The 18,228-nt window shown below is 74.1% G+C and carries 11 protein-coding genes, 2 tRNA genes and 5 pseudogenes; 10 read left to right on the top strand and 8 right to left on the bottom strand.

The features are described from left to right. The first annotated feature begins 107 nt into the window (after positions 1-107). From gyrA to REH70_RS18950, 5 genes are all read left to right on the top strand, one after another. Complete coding sequence (gyrA, locus tag REH70_RS18970) at positions 108-2,642, top strand: DNA gyrase subunit A (RefSeq protein WP_396134776.1); 2,535 nt, start codon at positions 108-110, stop codon at positions 2,640-2,642. Positions 2,643-3,374: 732 nt separating this feature from the next. Then, the gene (locus tag REH70_RS18965; protein WP_310749741.1) at positions 3,375-3,686 is read left to right on the top strand and encodes a DUF3566 domain-containing protein; all 312 of its coding nucleotides are present in this window, start codon (positions 3,375-3,377) and stop codon (positions 3,684-3,686) included. A 90-nt stretch (positions 3,687-3,776) separates the two neighbouring features. Then, positions 3,777-3,850: transfer RNA gene (locus tag REH70_RS18960), tRNA-Ile, on the top strand. Between the two features lie 28 nt (positions 3,851-3,878). Further along, positions 3,879-3,998 (top strand): DLW-39 family protein, encoded by a 120-nt coding sequence (locus tag REH70_RS18955; protein WP_310749739.1) that lies wholly within the window; start codon positions 3,879-3,881, stop codon positions 3,996-3,998. 38 nt (positions 3,999-4,036) lie between these two features. After that, positions 4,037-4,109, top strand: a tRNA-Ala gene (locus REH70_RS18950). A gap of 130 nt (positions 4,110-4,239) precedes the next feature. Here REH70_RS18950 and REH70_RS18945 read toward each other — a convergent pair. Next, positions 4,240-5,046 (bottom strand): hypothetical protein, encoded by an 807-nt coding sequence (locus tag REH70_RS18945; RefSeq protein WP_310749737.1) that lies wholly within the window; start codon positions 5,044-5,046, stop codon positions 4,240-4,242. 486 nt (positions 5,047-5,532) lie between these two features. On the opposite strand from REH70_RS18945, the gene REH70_RS18940 reads away from it, so the two are divergent. Together REH70_RS18940 and REH70_RS18935 are read left to right on the top strand one after the other, a co-directional pair. Further along, complete coding sequence (locus tag REH70_RS18940) at positions 5,533-6,072, top strand: peptidylprolyl isomerase (protein WP_310749735.1); 540 nt, start codon at positions 5,533-5,535, stop codon at positions 6,070-6,072. A gap of 273 nt (positions 6,073-6,345) precedes the next feature. Continuing rightward, positions 6,346-6,963, top strand: coding sequence for a rhomboid family intramembrane serine protease (locus REH70_RS18935; protein WP_310749733.1), 618 nt, complete (start codon positions 6,346-6,348; stop codon positions 6,961-6,963). A 240-nt stretch (positions 6,964-7,203) separates the two neighbouring features. Here REH70_RS18935 and REH70_RS18930 read toward each other — a convergent pair. Further along, a pseudogene (locus REH70_RS18930) lies at positions 7,204-7,365 on the bottom strand (cell division protein CrgA); the annotation flags it as partial. Positions 7,366-7,543: 178 nt separating this feature from the next. Here REH70_RS18930 and REH70_RS18925 point away from each other — a divergent pair. The 3 genes and pseudogenes from REH70_RS18925 (at position 7,544) to REH70_RS18915 (ending at position 10,006) form a co-directional block, all read left to right on the top strand. Then, on the top strand, positions 7,544-8,374 hold the full coding sequence (locus tag REH70_RS18925; RefSeq protein ID WP_310749731.1) for a DUF881 domain-containing protein: 831 nt from the start codon (positions 7,544-7,546) through the stop codon (positions 8,372-8,374). A 107-nt stretch (positions 8,375-8,481) separates the two neighbouring features. Continuing rightward, positions 8,482-9,066: pseudogene (locus REH70_RS18920) on the top strand (class E sortase); the annotation flags it as partial. Positions 9,067-9,381: 315 nt separating this feature from the next. Then, positions 9,382-10,006 (top strand): annotated as a pseudogene (locus REH70_RS18915) (aminodeoxychorismate/anthranilate synthase component II). Here the strand turns inward: REH70_RS18915 and pknB are convergent. From pknB to REH70_RS18885, 6 genes and pseudogenes are all read right to left on the bottom strand, one after another. Beyond that, positions 9,903-12,194 carry a Stk1 family PASTA domain-containing Ser/Thr kinase gene (pknB, locus tag REH70_RS18910; RefSeq protein ID WP_310749730.1) on the bottom strand — a complete coding sequence of 764 codons (2,292 nt, stop codon included), beginning with the start codon at positions 12,192-12,194 and terminating at the stop codon, positions 9,903-9,905. The pseudogene REH70_RS18915 and the gene pknB overlap by 104 nt on opposite strands. A 9-nt stretch (positions 12,195-12,203) precedes the next feature. Beyond that, positions 12,204-13,811: a serine/threonine-protein kinase gene (locus REH70_RS18905; protein WP_310749727.1), complete on the bottom strand. Its 1,608-nt coding sequence runs from the start codon at positions 13,809-13,811 to the stop codon at positions 12,204-12,206. Further along, positions 13,808-14,563, bottom strand: a pseudogene (locus tag REH70_RS18900) (penicillin-binding transpeptidase domain-containing protein); the annotation flags it as partial. The gene REH70_RS18905 and the pseudogene REH70_RS18900, both read right to left, overlap by 4 nt. After that, positions 14,455-15,201 carry a penicillin-binding transpeptidase domain-containing protein gene (locus tag REH70_RS18895; protein ID WP_310754424.1) on the bottom strand — a complete coding sequence of 249 codons (747 nt, stop codon included), beginning with the start codon at positions 15,199-15,201 and terminating at the stop codon, positions 14,455-14,457. The pseudogene REH70_RS18900 and the gene REH70_RS18895, both read right to left, overlap by 109 nt. Before the next feature lie 53 nt (positions 15,202-15,254). Next, positions 15,255-16,765, bottom strand: a pseudogene (locus REH70_RS18890) (FtsW/RodA/SpoVE family cell cycle protein). Positions 16,766-17,522: 757 nt separating this feature from the next. Continuing rightward, complete coding sequence (locus REH70_RS18885; RefSeq protein WP_310749725.1) at positions 17,523-18,218, bottom strand: protein phosphatase 2C domain-containing protein; 696 nt, start codon at positions 18,216-18,218, stop codon at positions 17,523-17,525. Positions 18,219-18,228 lie beyond the last annotated feature (10 nt).

Below are 18,228 nucleotides of genomic sequence, written 5' to 3'. Positions count from 1 at the left end.
AGGTCGACGGGCCGGTCGGCGCGCAGGGCGGCGAGGGCCAGTCGGACGGGGCGTTCCACGACGTCCTGGCCCACGGGCGGATCGACCAGGTGGACCTCCAGCTGGAGATGCAGCGGTCGTACCTCGACTACGCGATGAGCGTCATCGTCGGGCGCGCGCTGCCCGACGTGCGTGACGGGCTCAAGCCGGTGCACCGGCGCGTCATCTACGCGATGTTCGACGGCGGCTACCGCCCTGACCGCGCGTTCTCCAAGTGCTCGCGCGTCGTCGGCGACGTGATGGGGAAGTTCCACCCGCACGGCGACACGTCGATCTACGACGCGCTGGTGCGTCTCGTCCAGGACTGGTCGCTGCGCTACCCGCTGGTCGCCGGGCAGGGCAACTTCGGCTCGCCCGGGAACGATCCGGCCGCCGCGCCGCGGTACACCGAGTGCCGGATGGCTCCCATCGCCATGGAGATGGTGCGGGACATCGACCAGGAGACGGTCGACTTCCGGGACAACTACGACGGCCGCACGCAGGAGCCCGCCGTCCTGCCCTCGCGCTTCCCGAACCTGCTGGTCAACGGCAGTGCGGGGATCGCGGTCGGCATGGCGACCAACATCCCGCCGCACAACCTGCGCGAGGTCGCCGAGGGCGTGCGCTGGCACCTCGAGCACCCCGAGGCGACCCAGGAGGAGCTCCTCGAGGCGCTGCTCGAGCGGATCAAGGGCCCGGACTTCCCCACCGGTGCCCAGATCCTCGGGCACCGTGGCATCGAGGAGGCGTACCGGACCGGTCGCGGCTCGATCACCATGCGCGCGGTGGTCAACGTCGAGGAGATCCAGGGCCGGATCTGCCTCGTGATCACCGAGCTGCCGTTCCAGGTGAATCCGGACAACCTCGCGACGAAGATCGCGGACCTCGTCAAGGAGGGCCGCATGCAGGGCATCGCGGACATCCGCGACGAGACCTCGGGCCGCACCGGCCAGCGCCTGGTCGTCGTCCTCAAGCGCGACGCCGTCGCGAAGGTCGTGCTCAACAACCTGTACAAGCACACCCAGCTGCAGGAGAACTTCTCCGCCAACATGCTCGCGCTGGTCGACGACGTCCCGCGCACCCTGAGCATCGACGCCTTCGTCCGGCACTGGGTCACCCACCAGCTCGACGTCATCGTCCGCCGCTCGCGGTACCGCCTGCGGGAGGCGGAGGAGAGCGCCCACATCCAGCGCGGGTACCTCAAGGCGCTCGACGCGCTCGACGCGGTCATCGCCCTCATCCGGCGCACCCCGACGGTCGAGGAGGCCCGCGACGGCCTCATGGAGCTGCTCGACGTCGACGAGGTGCAGGCCACCGCGATCCTCAACCTGCAGCTCAGGCGTCTCGCCGCTCTGGAGCGGCAGAAGATCCTCGAGCGCTTCGAGGAGCTCGAGCGCCAGATCACCGACCTGCGGGACATCCTCAGCGACGAGAGCCGCCAGCGTCGCATCGTCGGCGACGAGCTGGGCGAGATGGTCGCCAGGTACGGCGACGAGCGCCGCACCACGATCCTGCCGTTCGACGGCGAGGTCTCCATGGAGGACCTCATCGCCGAGGAGGAGGTGGTCGTCACCATCACACGTGGCGGCTACGCGAAGCGGACCCGCACGGACAGCTACCGGGCCCAGCGCCGCGGCGGCAAGGGTGTGCGCGGGGCGCAGCTGCGCGAGGACGACATCGTCGACCACTTCTTCGTCACGACGACGCACCACTGGCTGCTGTTCTTCACCAACCTCGGGCGGGTCTACCGCGCCAAGGCGTACGAGCTGCCGGAGGGCGGCCGTGACGCCAAGGGGCAGCACGTCGCCAACCTCATGGCGTTCCAGCCCGGCGAGAAGATCGCGCAGGTCCTGGACCTGCGCGACTACGAGCAGGCCGAGTACCTCGTGCTCGCGACGCGCCGCGGGCTGGTCAAGAAGACCCGGCTCACGGAGTACGACTCCAACCGGTCCGGCGGGGTCATCGCGATCAACCTGCGTGAGGACGACGAGGGTGCGACCGACGAGCTCGTCTCGGCCCGGCTGGTCGACTCCACGGACGACCTCATCCTCGTGTCGCGCAAGGGCCAGTCGATCCGCTTCACCGCGAGCGACGAGGCGATGCGCCCGCTCGGCCGGGCGACGTCCGGCGTCACCGGCATGAAGTTCCGGCCCGACGACGAGCTGCTCGCCATGGACGTGGTGCGTCCGGGGGCGCAGCTGTTCGTGGTCACGGAGGGCGGGTTCGCGAAGCGGACCGACGTCGACGAGTACCGCGTCCAGGGCCGCGGCGGGCTGGGCATCAAGGTCGCCAACCTCGTCGAGGCCCGTGGCGACCTCGTCGGTGCCCTCATCACCGACGAGGCCGACGAGGTCCTCGTGATCATGGAGCGCGGCAAGATCGTGCGCTCCGCGGTCGCCGAGGTCACCACGACCGGCCGCAACACGCAGGGCGTGACCTTCGCCAAGCCCGACAAGGGTGACCGCATCATCGCGGTGGCCCGCAACATCGAACGGGCCGTGGAGGAGAGCGCTACCGTGGACGGCGAACTCCACGCCGAGCCGGCCGGCGAGACGCTGGGTGACGATGTCCCGCAGGTCGGGACCGACGAGACCATCGTGGTGAGCGAGGACGACGACGCATGAGCACCGACCAGCCGACCCCGCCGTCGATCCCACCCCGCCGCCCGACGCCGCAGAGCGGCATCCCCGCGACAGCGAGCGTCCCGGCGGCAGGGAAGCGTCCGGCTGCTGGTCCGGCGGGCGCGTCGGGCGGGACCACCGGGTCCTCGTCCCCGACGGGGGCGGCGGGAGGCCGGCGGGCAAGCGTCCGGCCGCGCCGGCTGCCGCACCGGCGTCGGACCCGCGCGGCACCGACGCGCGCGGCACGGATCCGCGTGGCACGGACCCGCGCGGTACGGATTCGCGGGGCACGGACCCGCGTGGAGCCGATTCGCGCGGCACCGACGCGCGCGCGTCGGCCGCGGGTGGCGCGGCGACCACGAGCACCCGGACGGTCGATCCGGGGGACGACCACGCGGCGAAGGCGCCGTCGGCCGCCCGCGCCCGGGCGACGGCGGCGGGTGGAGCCGCAGCCGGAGCCGTGCGCCGGGCAGTGCGCAGCGCGACCACGGCGGTCACCGGGGTCGCCCCCGGCTCCGGTGGCACGGACACCTCCGAGGGCACCGACGCCCTCGGGGCGGCACAGCACCCGGACCCGACCGCGGTGCCGGTGCCGGTGCTGACGCGGGGGCGGCGCCGACCGGTGCGAGGACGGCGCGCCCGAGCGCCCGTCCCGCCGGTGCGCCGGTCGCTGCACCGGACGCGGGACCGCGTCGCGTGCGGTTGTCGCTCTCCCGCATCGACCCCTGGTCGGTCATGAAGCTGTCGTTCCTGCTGTCGTTCGCGATCGGCATCATGATCGTGGTCGCGGCCGCGGTCATCTGGCTCGTGCTCGACGGCCTCGCCGTGTTCACCACGATCAACGACATGATCACCGAGATCGTCGGGGAGGAGTCGCCGGTCGACCTGCTGGCCATCGTGGAGTTCCCACGCGTGGTCTCCGGTGCTGCGGTCGTCGCGATCGTCGACGTCGTCCTGCTCACGGCGCTGTCGACGATCGGCGCGTTCCTCTACAACATCACCGCCGCCCTGGTGGGTGGGGTGAACGTCACCCTCACCGACGAGTGAGCGGACGGGCGCGGGCCGGGGGCGAATTGGGTCCCACGGCCGCGCTGGGGTAGTCTCATCCGGCGCCCGGGGTGACCGGGGCGCGGGTGCGGGCCTATAGCTCAGGCGGTTAGAGCGCTTCCCTGATAAGGAAGAGGTCACAGGTTCAAGTCCTGTTAGGCCCACTCGAGTGCGGACGAGTCAAGGGGAACCATGAAGAAGCTGCTGGTCCTCCTGCTCGTCGCGGCGGCCGGCTTCGCCGTGTGGCGCCGGGTCGAGGAGGACCGCCAGGACCGCGACCTGTGGGCCGAGATCACCGACACGGTCGACTGACGCCCGAGCACGACCCACGCGCCGAGCGGTGCGACCCAGGGGCCATGGCGCAATTGGTAGCGCACCTGCTTTGCAAGCAGGGGGTTAGGGGTTCGAGTCCCCTTGGCTCCACCGGTACGACCGATCTCCACCGGTACGACGCAGCTCCACCGGTACGACGCACAGGGCCCGACACCGCCGAAGCGGTGCCGGGCCCTCGCGTCATCCCCGCCGCCGGTCACCCGGCGGCGGGGGACCGGCGTCAGCTGGTCGACGACTGTCCCGAACCCCACTGGCCGGCCGAGTTCTTCGCGCCGTCGCTCGGGGCGTCGTCGTCCGGGGTGCCGCTCGGCACGTCGGTGGCGACGGTCTCCGTGGTGCTGCTGAGCGTGTCACCGGTGTCGGCGCCGAACTCCGGGGAGGCCGTCACCGGGGTGCTCGCCTCGTCGACGCCGGAGCCCTCGTCGGACTCGCCGGACGCGCGCCGGCGTGACGCCAGCTTGGTCGCGGCCTCCCGCGCCTCGCCGACCTTCTCGGTGAGGTCACCGCGGACGTCGGCGACGCGCTCGGCCGCCTTCTTGGTCGCCTCGCGCGTCCGGGCCAGGCCGGCACCGGCCGCCTCACCGACGGCCTCTGCCGCCCCACCGGTGCGGTCGGCGCGCTGGTCCGTGCTCGAGCCGGGGGTCGCGCTCGCCGGCTCCCACGGGTCGGCCCACGGGTCGGTCGCGTTCCGGTTGCGCTGCCATGCGGCGAGGCCCGCACCCGCGCCGGCCAGCAGCGTCAGCAGCCAGAAGACCTTGGCGCCCCGGTGCTTCTTGCCCCCGGCGGCCTTGGCAGCCGCGGCTGCGGCTGCCTCGCTCGCCTTGGTGGCGCCGGTCGCGCGGTCGGCGGCCTCGTTGACGAGCGCGACGACGCGCGGCAGGAACTCGTCGACGATCTTGTCGTGCGCGGTGTCGATGGCGGGGGTCGCCTTGCCGGCGGCCTTCTCCACCTGCGGCGCGGCCGCGCGGACGCTCTCGCGCCACGCGGTCTCCAGGCGCGGGGTGGCCCACGCGACGGCCGACTCCACGCGGGGGTCCCCCACGAGCGGGCCTGATCGGCAGCGGTCCGGGCGTGGGCCGCTGCTTCGTTGGCGGCGGCACGGGCGGCGTCGGCGGCCGACCGGGCCTGCTCGGTCAGCTGGGCGGCGGAGAGCCCGGCGAGGCCGGTGGCGCCCGCGAGCGCAGCGCCCGCCTTGACGGCGTGCGACTTCAGGCCGGCGGTCCCGGACGCAGCAGCGGCCTCGAGCGCGGCGGCTGAGGCCTCCTCGGCGGCGGCCGCAGCGGCGGTGGCCTCGGCAGCCTTCTTCACTGCGGAGGCATTGGCAGAACGACGGATGATGCGAGGCATGTCCACTCCCTGGTTCGACGGCAGTGCAGTCGTGGATACCCACTCTGCCATCCGGCGCGGGCCCCTGCCGCTGTGTCGCGGCGCCCGAGGTCCCGCGGCACCGGCCACGGCGGGGGCCGTCACGGCGGAGGAGAGCGGGTGACCGCTCCGTGGAAGACTGTCCCGCATGATCGCGACTCTGCACACCTCTGCCGGCGACATCCGTGTCGAGCTCTTCCCGAACCACGCCCCGAAGACCGTGGCCAACTTCACCGGCCTCGCGTCGGGCAGCAAGACCTGGACGGATCCGCGCACGGGCGCGGAGCGCAACGAGCCCCTCTACGACGGCGTGCTGTTCCACCGCGTCATCGAGGGCTTCATGATCCAGACCGGGGACCCGCTGGGCACCGGTACCGGCGGCCCGGGCTACTCGTTCGATGACGAGATCCACCCCGAGCTCACCTTCAACGAGCCCTACCTGCTCGCCATGGCGAACGCCGGTCAGCGGCGTGACCCGATCACGGGCAAGCTCGGTGGCACCAACGGGTCGCAGTTCTTCATCTCGGTCGCAGCGACCACGTGGCTCAACGGCAAGCACACGATCTTCGGCAAGGTGGCCGACGAGGCGAGCCGCGCCGTCGTCGACCAGATCGCCGCCGCACCGACCCGCCCCGGTGACCGCCCGGTCGACGACATCACGATCACGTCGGTGACGGTCGAGGACTGACGACGCCGACCACGACGCCCGTCCCCCCGACCGGCCGCCCGTGACCGCCCCGCCGCCCGACGGCGCCATGCCTGCCGGCGGTGCCTTGCCCGCCGACGGCCCGCCGGTGTGCCCGCGGCACCCGGACCGGGTGTCGTACGTCCGGTGCCAGCGGTGCGGGCGGCCGGCGTGCCCGGAGTGCCAGCGCCCCGCCGCGGTGGGGGTCCACTGCGTCGACTGCGTGCGGGAGGCCGCGCGGTCCGCCCCGGTCGTGCGGACGTCGCTCGGGGGCGGGTGCGCGACGGGCGACCGGTCGTCACCCTGACGATCGTCGTGCTGTGCGTGGTCAGCTACGTGCTGCAGCGTGCCGTCCCGGGCTGGACCAACCAGTGGGCGTTCGCGCCGTTCGCCGGTGAGGTGGAGCCGTGGCGGTTCGTGACCGCCGCGTTCCTCCACTCACCGACGAGCCTGCTGCACATCGCCTTCAACATGTACGCGCTGTGGCTGGTGGGGCCGTACCTCGAGCAGGCGCTCGGCCGACTGCGGTTCGTCGCGCTCTACGTGCTCGCCGCCGTCGGCGGTCAGGTCGGGGTGACGCTGCTGGCCGCGCCCGTCCCGGGCGGTGGGTGGCTGACGGCGGTGGTGGGTGCGTCCGGCGCGGTGTTCGGGCTCTTCGGGGCCGTGCTCGTGGTCCTGCGCCGGCTCGGAGGGGACGCCCGTCAGATCCTCGTGTTCCTCGCCATCAACGCGGCGCTGGGGTTCGTGCTGCCCAACATCGCATGGCAGGCGCACCTCGGCGGGCTCGTCACCGGGCTGGTGCTGGGGGCGGCGTTCGCCTACGCCCCCGGGACCGCCGGCCCGTGTGGGGAGTCGTCGCGGTCGCCGGCACGGCCCTCGCGCTGCTGCTGCTGACCCTGGTGAAGTACGCGACCGTCTGAGTCAGGTCGGCCGGTGGACCGACATCGGCCCGGTCGGGAGGTTGTCCCCAGGCTTCCTCACAGGTGTGGAATTACACCCGTGTAGTTATCCACAGGACTGTCCACCGCTGTGCACGACGGCGACCGCGCCGGTCGGGCTCTCCCAGCGGCTCGATCCGTCCTGATCCCTGCCGATGAGAGGGCCGGGCACCGCTGGTGCCCGGCGACGCCGGCGTCAGTGCCAGCGGGTGGTGAGGGCGAATCCGGCGATGATGAGGACGAAACCGATGGCGAGGTTCCACTGGCCGATGCCGGGGATCGGGTACTGCGCGCTCAGCAGGTACGTCGCGACGATCCACAGCAGTCCCAGGATCATCAGGCCCAGCATCACGGGGACGAGCCACCGCGGGTTGACCTTCGGGCCGTCGGCCTTCGCGGGCGGGGGACGTACGCGGGCTTCTTCCGCGACCTCGACTCAGGCACGTCGGCTTGCTCCTTGTCCAGCGGGGTCGGGCGGCGTCATCGAGGCGCGCCTCGTCAACTAGCGTAGTGCCGACGACATCCAGGGGGAGAACGTGACCGAGCGACCGCACCGTGCCGGGCGGGGTGCCGGGCGGAGCGCCGTCCGGGGCACCGCCTCGGTCGGCCTCGTGCTGGCCCTGGCCGGGCTCATGTTCACGGCCAACGCCCGGCTCGCGAGCTCCCAGGAGGCACGGCACCCGCAGGACCTCGGCGAGCTCGCCGATCGCGAGTCGTCGCGCGTCGAGATGCTGGCCGCCCGGGTGGACGGCCTGCGCGCCGAGGTGGAGAGCCTGACCGACGAGCAGATCGAGACCATCGAGACCGGCGACGCCGATGCGGCCGAGCTCGTGGCGATCGCCGCAGGCCGTGCCGCGGTGACCGGCCCCGGGCTCACGGTGCAGCTGACGGACGCCCCGGCAGGGCGCGTCCGGCACCCGGACGCCACGCCCGACGACCTCGTGGTGCACCAGCAGGACCTGCAGGGGGTCATCAACGCCCTGTGGGCCGGTGGCGCGGAGGCGATGGCGCTCGAGGACCAGCGCGTCACCGCGCTGACCGCGTTCCGTTGCGTCGGGAACGTCCTGTCGCTCGGTGGCCGCGTGTACTCCCCGCCCTACGAGGTGCACGCCGTGGGCGACCCGCGCGCGCTGCGGGAGGCGCTGATGGCCGCTGAGTCGGTGCAGACCTACCTGGGGTACGTGGCCCGGGACGGGCTGGGGTGGTCGGTGACGGAGGAGGAGTCGCTCGCGCTGCCGGCTGCCGAGCTCGGTGGCGGGCTCACGCACGCCCGGGTGCCCGACGGCGTCGACGTCTTCCCCACGGGTGCGCGAGGCCGTGGTGACCTCGCGGCCGCCGGTGCCGGCGACGCCGGGGCGGGTCGGTGACCGCCGTCGCGCAGGACGCCCGGCAGACACCGACCGGTCGCGGGGCGGCCCGACCCGGTCGGGGCCGCCGGGTGGTGCTGGGAGCGGTCGGCGTGCTCGGGGAGCTCATGATCACCGCCGGCGTGCTGCTCGGTGGGTTCATCGTGTGGCAGCTGTGGTGGACGGACGTCGAGGGCGACCGCGCGCAGGCCGAGGTGATCGAGGAGCTCGACTGGGCGCAGCCGGTCGTGCCCGCCGCGGCGCCCGAGCCGGGCGAGGCGGCCCCCGCCGTCGCCGTGCCGGGCGAGGGCGAGCCACCGGTCGCGGCGGAGCCGGAGCACCGCACGACCTTCGCCACCATGATCGTGCCGCGCTGGGACGGCGAGCCGGAGCGGCCGGTCACCCAGGGTGTCGACCGCGCGACCGTGCTGGACCCGCTCGGCATCGGGCACTACCCCGGGACGGCCATGCCGGGCGCCGTGGGCAACTTCGCCGTCGCCGCCCACCGGACCACCTACGGCAAGCCGTTCAACCGCATCGCGGAGCTCGTCGTCGGCGACCCCGTGGTCGTGCGCACACCCGACACCTGGTACGTCTACCGGGTCGTCGCGAGCGAGATCGTCACGCCCTCCGACGTCGACGTCATCGCACCGAACCCGGCCGACCCCGGCGCGGAGGCGACGCAGCGGCTCATCACGCTCACCACCTGCCACCCGATGTTCTCCGCGCGCGAGCGCTTCATCGTGCACGGTGAGCTCGACTACTGGGCGCCGACGTCGGGACCCCGCCGGCGGAGGTCATCGGGGCAGCCTCGGCCGACGTGGCCGCCGACCCGGCTGCCGACCTGCCCGACGACGGAGGCGCATGATGTACGGGTGGATCTGGCGGCACCTGCCGGGCCCGACGTGGGTGCGTGCGCTCATCGCGCTCGCGGCGCTGGTCGGCGTGGCGGTGCTGTGCTTCACCACGGTGTACCCGGCGATCGCGCCGCTCATGCCGTTCAACGAGACCACCGTGGAGGTGGAGCAGTGACCCGCATCCTGGTCATCGACAACTACGACTCGTTCGTCTACACGATCGTCGGGTACCTCGACCAGCTCGGGGCCGAGACCGTCGTCGTCCGCAACGACGCCGTCCCGTCCGCGATCGAGCGGGCCCGGTACGACGGCGTCCTGGTGTCGCCTGGTCCCGGACCCCGCTGACGCGGGCGCGAGCATGGACGTCATCCGCGACTGCGCGCAGAGCGAGACCCCGATGCTGGGCGTCTGCCTGGGCCACCAGGCGCTCGGCGAGGTGTTCGGCGGCACGGTGACGCACGCGAGCGAGCTCATGCACGGCCGGACGAGCCTGGTGGAGCACCACGGCGACGGTGTGCTCGCGGGGCTGCCCACACCCTTCACCGCGACCCGCTACCACTCCCTCGCCGTGGTCGACGGCACGGTCGCCGACGAGCTCGAGGTCACCGCGAGCACGGCCAACGGCATCATCATGGGACTGCAGCACCGGACGCTGCCGCTGCACGGCGTGCAGTTCCACCCGGAGTCCGTGCTCACCGAGGGCGGGCACCGGCTGCTGGCGAACTGGCTGGAGATCTGCGGGGACGCCGGTGCCGTCGCGCGCTCGGAGGGGCTGCACCCGCTCGTGCGCACGTAGTCGCACCGGGGCGTGCGGCGTCAGCCGTTGCGGCCGTTCCCGTTCCCGTTCCCGCCCGCGTTGCCGTTCCCGTTGCTGTTCCCGCCGGCGTTGCCGTTGCCGTTCCCGCCCGCGTTGCCGTTGCCGTTCCCGTTGCCGTTCGCACCGGGGCCGCCGCCCCCGCGCCGGTCCCGGCCGGCGCGACGCCGTCTGCCGACCCCGCGTTCGTGTCGCCCTCCTCGTCCTCGGCACCCGCCGAGACGTTGAGCGTCACCTCCGACCCCAGCTGGACGGTCGTGCCGCGGTTCGGGTCGCTCGAGATGACCTGCCCCACGGGCTGGTCGCTCTCCACGTCGACCCGCACCGGGGTGAGACCGAGGGCGGTGAGCTGCGCCGCGGCGTCGTCGTAGGTCGCACCGACGAGGTCGGACGGGACGGTCGCGGTGGTGGGCGCGACGGCGATCGTCAGCGCGACGCTCGTCGTCTGCGGCACCTGACCCGCACTGCGGCCCTGGGCGATGACGGTGTCCGGCTCGGCGTCGCTCTCCTCCTCGGTGATGGTCGAGCTCAGCCCGAGCTCCTCGAGCGCCGCGAGGGCGTCGGCGCGGGTCCTCCCCACGAGGTCGGGCAGGTCGACCTGCCCGGACGCCACGTACAGCACGACCGGGGTGTTCCTCGGGTGCTGCTCGCCGGCGGCCGGGACGGTCTTGGTCACCTCGTTGCGGTCCACCCGTGGGGCGTTCTCGAACTCGACGCTGCCGACCTCGAACCCGGCGTCGCGCAGCTCACGCGACGCCTGCTCCTGGGTCATGCCGGCGACCTCGGGGACCTCGGCGGTCCCGGGGCCGGCGGAGATCCAGACGGTCACGGCCGACCCGACCGCGGCGGCCTCGCCGGCACCGGGATCGGTGCGGATGACGCGCCCGGCCTCGACGTCGTCGTCGGGTTCCTCGATCGGCTCCATCGTGAGCTCACGGATCTCCAGCTCGGCCTGCGCCGCCTCCCGCGTCATGTCGACGAGGTTCGGGACCGCGACCGTCTCGGCCGCCGTGTCGCGCCGGTCGAGGACGGCCAGGGTGGCGATCGTGGCGATCGCGGCGAGGCCGATGAGGACGAGCGCCCACACCAGCCCACGTCGGCGCTTGGGCGGGTCGGGACGGGTGGCGACGGGTGCACCGGCTGCGGCCGTGGCGGGGCTCGCCGCGGTGTGCGGCCAGGCGCCGCCGCTCGCGGGCATGACCTGCGTCGACGGACCGGCCAGCGGGGTCAGCAGCTCGGTCGCCGGTGCGGCGGCGGCCTCGGCGGCCGCGGTCGCGGCGAGCACGCCGAGTGCCGGCGCGGCGACCCGGCCGCCGCGGGCTGCCGACTCGAGGTCGGAGCGGAACTCGGCCGCGGAGCTGTACCGCGAGTCGCGCTCCTTGGCGAGCGCCTTGAGCGTGATCCGGTCGAGCACCTCGGGGACGTCGGAGGCGTACGTGCTCGGCGCGGGAGCCGGCTCCCGGACGTGCTGGTAGGCCACCGCGACCTGGGAGTCGCCCGTGAAGGGCGGGCGGCCGGTGAGCAGCTCGAACAGCAGGCACCCCGTGGAGTAGAGGTCGCTGCGGGCGTCGACCTGCTCGCCCCGCGCCTGCTCGGGGGACAGGTACTGCGCGGTGCCGAGGACGGCCTGGGTTTGCGTCATGGTCGCGGCGGAGTCCGCCAGGGCCCGCGCGATGCCGAAGTCCATGACCTTGACGGCGCCGGTCGGCGTGAGCATGACGTTCGCCGGCTTGATGTCACGGTGGACGATCCCGGCGTGGTGGGAGTACTCGAGCGCGGACAGCACGCCCGCCGTGATCTCGACCGCCTCCTCGATGGGGACGGCCTGACCGTCGCCCAGGATGTGGCGGACCGTGTGCCCCTCGACGTACTCCATGACGATGAACGGCACGTGCGCGACGGCGCCCGTCGGCGCCGTGATGACGTCCTCGCCGGTGTCGTACACGGCGACGACGGAGGGGTGGTTGAGCGAGGCCGCGGCCTGTGCCTCTCGGCGGAAGCGCGCCTGGAACGACGGGTCCCGCGCGAGGTCGGACCGCAGGATCTTGATCGCCACGGTCCGCCCGAGCCGGGTGTCGTGGCCGATGTGCACCTCGGCCATGCCACCACGGCCGATGAGCTCACCGACCTCGTACCGGTTGGCGAGGATCCGGGGTGCGTCGTCGACCACTACGCGTCCTTAGGGGTTGAGGGTGTCGGCGCCACCGGACTTCTCGGCGGCGCACCTGGCTCGATCATCCCATCGTCGCCGCGGGCACCGGGCCCGGGAGTCCCCTGCAGCACGTCCACCGTGCCGGCGGCGGCCGCGCCGGTGGCGCCGGCGTCGCCCGTGAGCGACGCGACCAGGAGGGCGACGAGGAGCACGACGAGGCCGACGAGCGGCCAGCTCCAGCGGCCCAGCCGGCCGAACCGCTGACCCGTGGTGGTCGACGTGCGCACCGGCGTCGCGCCGGACGTGGGCCCGCGCCCGGGCGGGCCACCCGCTGACGACGACGCGCGCGCCGCCGTGGCGCCCGTGCCTCGGGTCGGGGCAGGTGCCGAGGCACGAGCACCCCGGGTGCCTGCCGCCGCCGGGGCGGTGGGGGCCGGGACGGCGCCGTCCGGGGGTCACGGACCTCGCGGCGCGGGGGGTACGAGGGGGCGGACCGCCGGTGAGCGGCGCGGCCGCCGCGGGCACGGACGTGCCGGGGACCCGTCGCGCGTCCACCGAGGCAGCGGACGGCGCGGACGACGCGGGCGACGGCGGGCGAGGAGCGGGGGACGGTGGGCGAGGAGCGGGGGACGGTGCGCGCGGCGCGGGCGACGGCGGGCGGGACGCGGGGGCGTGCGCCGGCGGGAGCGTCGGTCGCGGGGCGCCCGACGCCGCGCCCCGTGCCGCCGCCTGGGCCGGGTGGGCTGCCGATGGTGCTGCCGGGGGTGCCGACGGCGCGGCCGTCGCCGGGGCGACGTCGGGGACGCCGTCGGGCGGGGTGTGCCCGGCGAGCGCGTCCAGGGTGCGGGCGAGCGCACCGGCCGACGCCGGACGATCGGCCGGGTCCTTCGCCAGAAGCCGCCGGACGACGTCGGCGACCGGGCGGCTCACGTGCGGCGGGAGCGGCGGCACGGGGTCGTTGACGTGGGCGACGGCGATGTCGACCGCGGTCGGGCCGGTGAAGGGGCGCTTCCCGGCGAGGGCCTCGTAGGCCACGACGCCGAGCGAGTACAGGTCCGAGAGCGCGGTCGCGGGGCGGCCGACCGCCTGCTCCGGGGAGAGGTACTGCGCGGTGCCCATGACCATGCCCGTCGCCGTCATCGGCGCCTGGTCCGGGGCGGTGGAGACGCCGAAGTCGGTGATCTTCACCCGTCCGCCGGGTCCGAGCAGGATGTTCCCCGGCTTGACGTCGCGGTGGACGACACCGACGGCGTGCGCGGCGTCCAGCGCGCGGGCGGTCTGCGCGAGCACGGGCAGCAGGCGCGCCTCGGGCAGCACGGGCTCACGCTCGAGCAGGTCGCTGAGCGGCTCGCCGTCGACGAGCTCCATGACCAGGTAGCTCGATCCGGACTGCTCGCCGTAGTCGTACGTCGCCGCGATGTTCGGGTGCGTCAGCGACGCCGCGTTGCGCGCCTCGGTCCGGAAGCGCTCGAGGAACCCCGGGTCGCCGGCGAACTCGGTCCGCAGCACCTTCACCGCGACCGACCGGCGCAGGGAGAGGTCGTGCCCGACCCACACCTCGCCCATGCCGCCGACCGCGATGAGCCGGTCGAGGCGGTAGCGGCCGCCGAGCGCGGTCCCGGTCGTCGGCCTCATGACGCGAGCACCGCCTCGATCACCGCGCGGGCGATGGGCGCGGCGATGCGGCCACCGGTGGCCTCGTTGCCGGCGCTGCCGCCGTTCTCGACGACGACGGCGACCGCGACCTGGGGGGCGTCGGCCGGTGCGAAGCCGGTGAACCACGCGTGCGGGGCGGCGTCGGCGGTGGTCTGGGCGGTGCCGGTCTTGCCGGCCACGAGGACGCCGGGGATCTGCGCTGCGGTCCCGGTGCCGCTCTCGACGACGCCCACCATCATGTCCGTCAGCGCGTCGGCGGTGCTCGGGGAGACCGAGGTGCGCAGCGTCTGCGGTGACGTCTCGTCGACGACCTCGAGATCCGGGTCCCGGACCGTGCGGACGAGGAACGGCTGCCGCTGCTCCCCGCCGTTGGCGATGGCGGCCGACACCATGGCCATCCCCATGGGGGTGGCACGGACGTCGTGCTGGCCGATGGCGGCGAGCGCGGTCTGCGGCGCGTCCGGGTCCTCGGGGAACCGGCTCGGCTCGACCCGCAGCGGGATGCTCAGTGCGGACCCGAAGCCGAACCGCTCGGCCTGCTCGCGGAGGGCGTCGTCGCCGAGGTCGAGGCCCAGCTGGGCGAAGGCGGTGTTGCACGAGATCCGCAACGCCTCGCGCAGCGTCACGGTGCCGCCGGCGCCGCACGACGCACCGCCGAAGTTGCCGATCGTCGAGCTCGAGTTCGGCAGCGGGAGCACGTCGGGTGCCGCGAGCTGGCTGTCCTCGGTGAGGCCGGCCTCGAGCGCCGCGGCGGCGTCGACGAGCTTGAACGTCGACCCCGGGGGTAGGTGTCCCCGGCGATCGCGCGGTTGACGAGCGGGTCGGCCGGGTCGTCGGCGAGGGCGCGGTACGCGAGGCTCACCGCGTTGGTGTCGTGCCCGGCGAGGACGTTGGGGTCGAAGCTCGGCGAGGACACCAGGGCGAGGATCGCGCCCGTGGTCGGGTCCAGCGCGACGACCGCGCCGCGCTGCGACCCGAGGGCCGCGGTCGCCGCGGCCTGCGCCGCGGGGTGGATCGTGAGCTCCACGGACGAGCCCTGCGGCTGACGCCCGGTGACGAGGTCCTCGATGCGGGACCAGAACAGCGAGTCGGCGGTGCCGGTCAGCACCTCGTTCGCGGCCCGCTCGATGCCCGTGCGGCCGAAGATCACCGAGTAGAAGCCCGTGGCGTGCGCGTACAGCGGCCCCTGGGCGTAGCTGCGCTGGAACCCGAACGGGTCGTCCACGGGAGTCGACGACGCGATCGGCTCACCGCCGACGACGATCGGCCCGCGGAAGTTGTCGTACTCGCGGTACAGCGTGCGGACGTTGCGGGGGTCGGCGTTGAGCTGGGCCGCCTGGACGTACTGGACCCAGGTCGCGGCGCCCATGAGCGTGAGGAACATGACGATGACGACGACGGCGATGCGGCGCAGCGGGGTGTTCATCCGCGCCCCTCCCGCAGGCCGCGCAGGATCTCGGTGTCCTGGTGGTCGGTGCCGGGGTGGTCGGCGTCAGGGTGGTCGGTGTCGGCGCGGTGGCCGTCGGCAGGGTCGGTGTCGCGGCGGTGGGTGTCGTCGTCGCCCGCCGGGCCCGGGTCCGCGTAGCCGCGGACCGCGGGGGCGGGACGCCGTGCGCTGTCCGAGATCCGCAGGATGAGGGCGACGATGACCCAGTTGGCGAGCAGCGACGACCCGCCGTACGCCAGGAACGGCATGGTGAGCCCGGTCAGCGGGATGACCCGGGTGACCCCGCCGACGACGACGAAGCACTGGAACGCGACCACGAACGCGACACCACCGGCGAGCAGCTTGCCGAACCCGTCGCGGACGCCGATCGCGGTGCGCATGCCGCGCTCGGCGAGCACGAGGTAGATGACCAGCAGCGCGAGCAGGCCGGTCAGCCCGAGCTCCTCGCCGAGCGAGGCGACGATGAAGTCCGACTCCGCGAACGGCACGAGGTCGGGCCGCCCCTGCCCCCACCCGGTCCCGAAGAGCCCGCCGTTCGCCATCCCGTACAGCCCGCGCACGAGCTGTCCCGACCCGCCCGGCGACTGGTTGAACACGTCGTCGTCGAAGGCGTTCAGCCACGCGTCGAAGCGGGCGCCCACGTGCGGGAACGTCTGGGCGGCCAGCATCGCCCCGCCCCCGAAGAGCAGCATGCCCAGCGCGATCCAGCTCGTGCGCTCGGTCGCGAGGTACAGCATCGCGACGAACAGCCCGAAGAACAGCAGCGACGTCCCGAGGTCTCGCTCGAACACCAGGACCGCGAGCGAGCAGGCCCACACCACGAGGATCGGCCCGAGGTCCCGCAGGCGCGGCAGGTGCAGCCCGCCGATCCGCGGGCCGGCCAGGGCGAGCGTGTCCCGGTGGGTCACGAGGTAGCCGGCGAAGAAGACGGCGAGGGCGATCTTGGCGAACTCGGCCGGCTGGAGCGACATCCCCCGAGCCGGACCCAGATCCGCGCGCCGTTGATCTCCGTCCCGAGCACCGGGGCGAGCGGCAGGACGATGAGGACGAGACCGGCGACCATCGCGGTGTACGTGTACCGGCGCAGCGTCCGGTGGTCACGCAGCAGGACGAGCACGACGGCCGCCAGCAGCACCCCGAGGGCTGTCCACGCGAGCTGCCGGGTCGCGAACGCGGTCGCGTTGTCCCGAGCGGCGTACGCGAGGTCGATCCGGTAGATCATCGCCAGCCCGATGCCGTTCAGGGCGATCGTCGCGGGCAGGATCACCGGGTCGGCGTAGGGCGCGCGCCAGCGGAGCACGAGGTGCAGGACGAGCGCGAGCGCGGCCATGCCGGCTCCGTAGCCGGCGATGTTGCCGGGCAGCTCGCCGGTGACGTTGAGGCCGACGAGCGCGTACGCGCCCACCCCGAGCGCGAGCGCGAGGAGGAGCAGCCCCAGCTCGACGCCGCGGCCGGAGCGGACGTGGTGGGGGGCGACCGTGACCATCAGGGACCGGCCGGCGAGGTGGGCACTGCGGTGGGCACTGCGGTGGGCACTGCGGTCGGGGCGTCCGGCGCCCCGTCGGAGTCGGGCTGCGTGTCGGGCTGCGTGCCGGGCTGCGTGCCGGGCTGCGCGTCCGGCTGCGTGTCGTCGACCGTGTCGAGGCCGGACACGCGGTCGCGGGCGTCGGCGAGGGAGTCGGCGAAGATGCTCTGCTCGAGGCGCTCGCGGACGTAGCCGGGGACGTCGTCGACGGTGAGGTCGGTGCGCTCGACCACCGCGGACAGCACGACCGGTCCGAGCGTCTGCGGGATGCCGCGGTAGATGACGACGTCGTCCTGGGCGAGGCCGACGTAGTACTGCTCCTGCGTCCAGCGGTACCCCAGGACGCCGGCCGCGCCGACCGCCGCGAGGACGACGACGACCACGAGGGCGGCGACCACCCGCCGGCCGGAGCGTGGTCGGTCCTCGGCGTCCTCGCCGTCGGGGTCACCCGGTCCGGCCGTCGTGGCTGTCCCGCCGCTGCGCGCGCCGGCTGCCCCGGCGCCGGCACCCTGGGCCGGCGAGCCCGCTCCGCCGCCGGTGCGCCCGGACGTGCCCCCGGCGGCGCCGCCCAGCCCCGCCGCGCGGGCCGCCGGTCCGTCCACTGCGGACGTCGGCCGATGGCGCGAGGTCGCCGCGGAGCCGACGACGTCGGCCGCGGTGGGCGGTGCGGCGCCGTCGGGCAGGGCGTCGAGGTCGACGACGTCGGCGACGACGACCGTCACGTTGTCCGGGCCGCCGCCGCGCAGCGCGAGCTGCACGAGACGGTCCGCGCACGCGCCGACGTCCGGCACGCCGCGCAGCGTCTCGGCCAGCGTCTCCGCGCTGACCACGCCGGACAGGCCGTCGGAGCACAGCAGCCAGCGGTCGCCGGCGCGCGCCTCGCGCACGGACAGGTCCGGGACGATCTCCATGTCGAAGTCGCCGAGCACCCGCATGACGACCGACCGCTGGGGTGGGTCTCCGCCTCCTCGGCGGTGATCTTGCCGGTGTTGACCAGGTGCTGGACGAACGTGTGGTCCGTCGTGACCTGGGTGAGGTCGCCGTCGCGCAGGAGGTAGGCGCGCGAGTCGCCGATGTGCGCCATGGCGAGCTTGGAGCCGGCACGCAGCAGCGCCGTGACGGTGGTGCCGAGGCCCGCGAGCTCGGGGTCGGCGTCGGCGAGGGCGAGCAGCTCGTCCTGCGCGGAGTGCAGCGCGCGGTCGAGCTCGGCGAGGGCGTCGTCGGGCCCGTGCGCCTCGTCGTCGAGCGGGGCCAGCGTCGCGACCGCGACCGAGGACGCGACGTCGCCCCCGGCGTGCCCGCCCATGCCGTCCGCGACGACGAGGAGGTGCGGCCCGGCGTACGCGGAGTCCTGGTTGTTGGCGCGCACGAGGCCCACGTCCGAGCGGGCGGCGTACCTCAGGGCGATCGTCACGGGGCCGTCC

The organism is Cellulomonas sp. ATA003, from assembly GCF_031582905.1.
Taxonomy (GTDB): domain Bacteria; phylum Actinomycetota; class Actinomycetes; order Actinomycetales; family Cellulomonadaceae; genus Pengzhenrongella.
The sequence above is the reverse complement of the archived record's forward strand: the minus strand, read 5'-3'. Positions and strand labels throughout refer to the sequence as shown.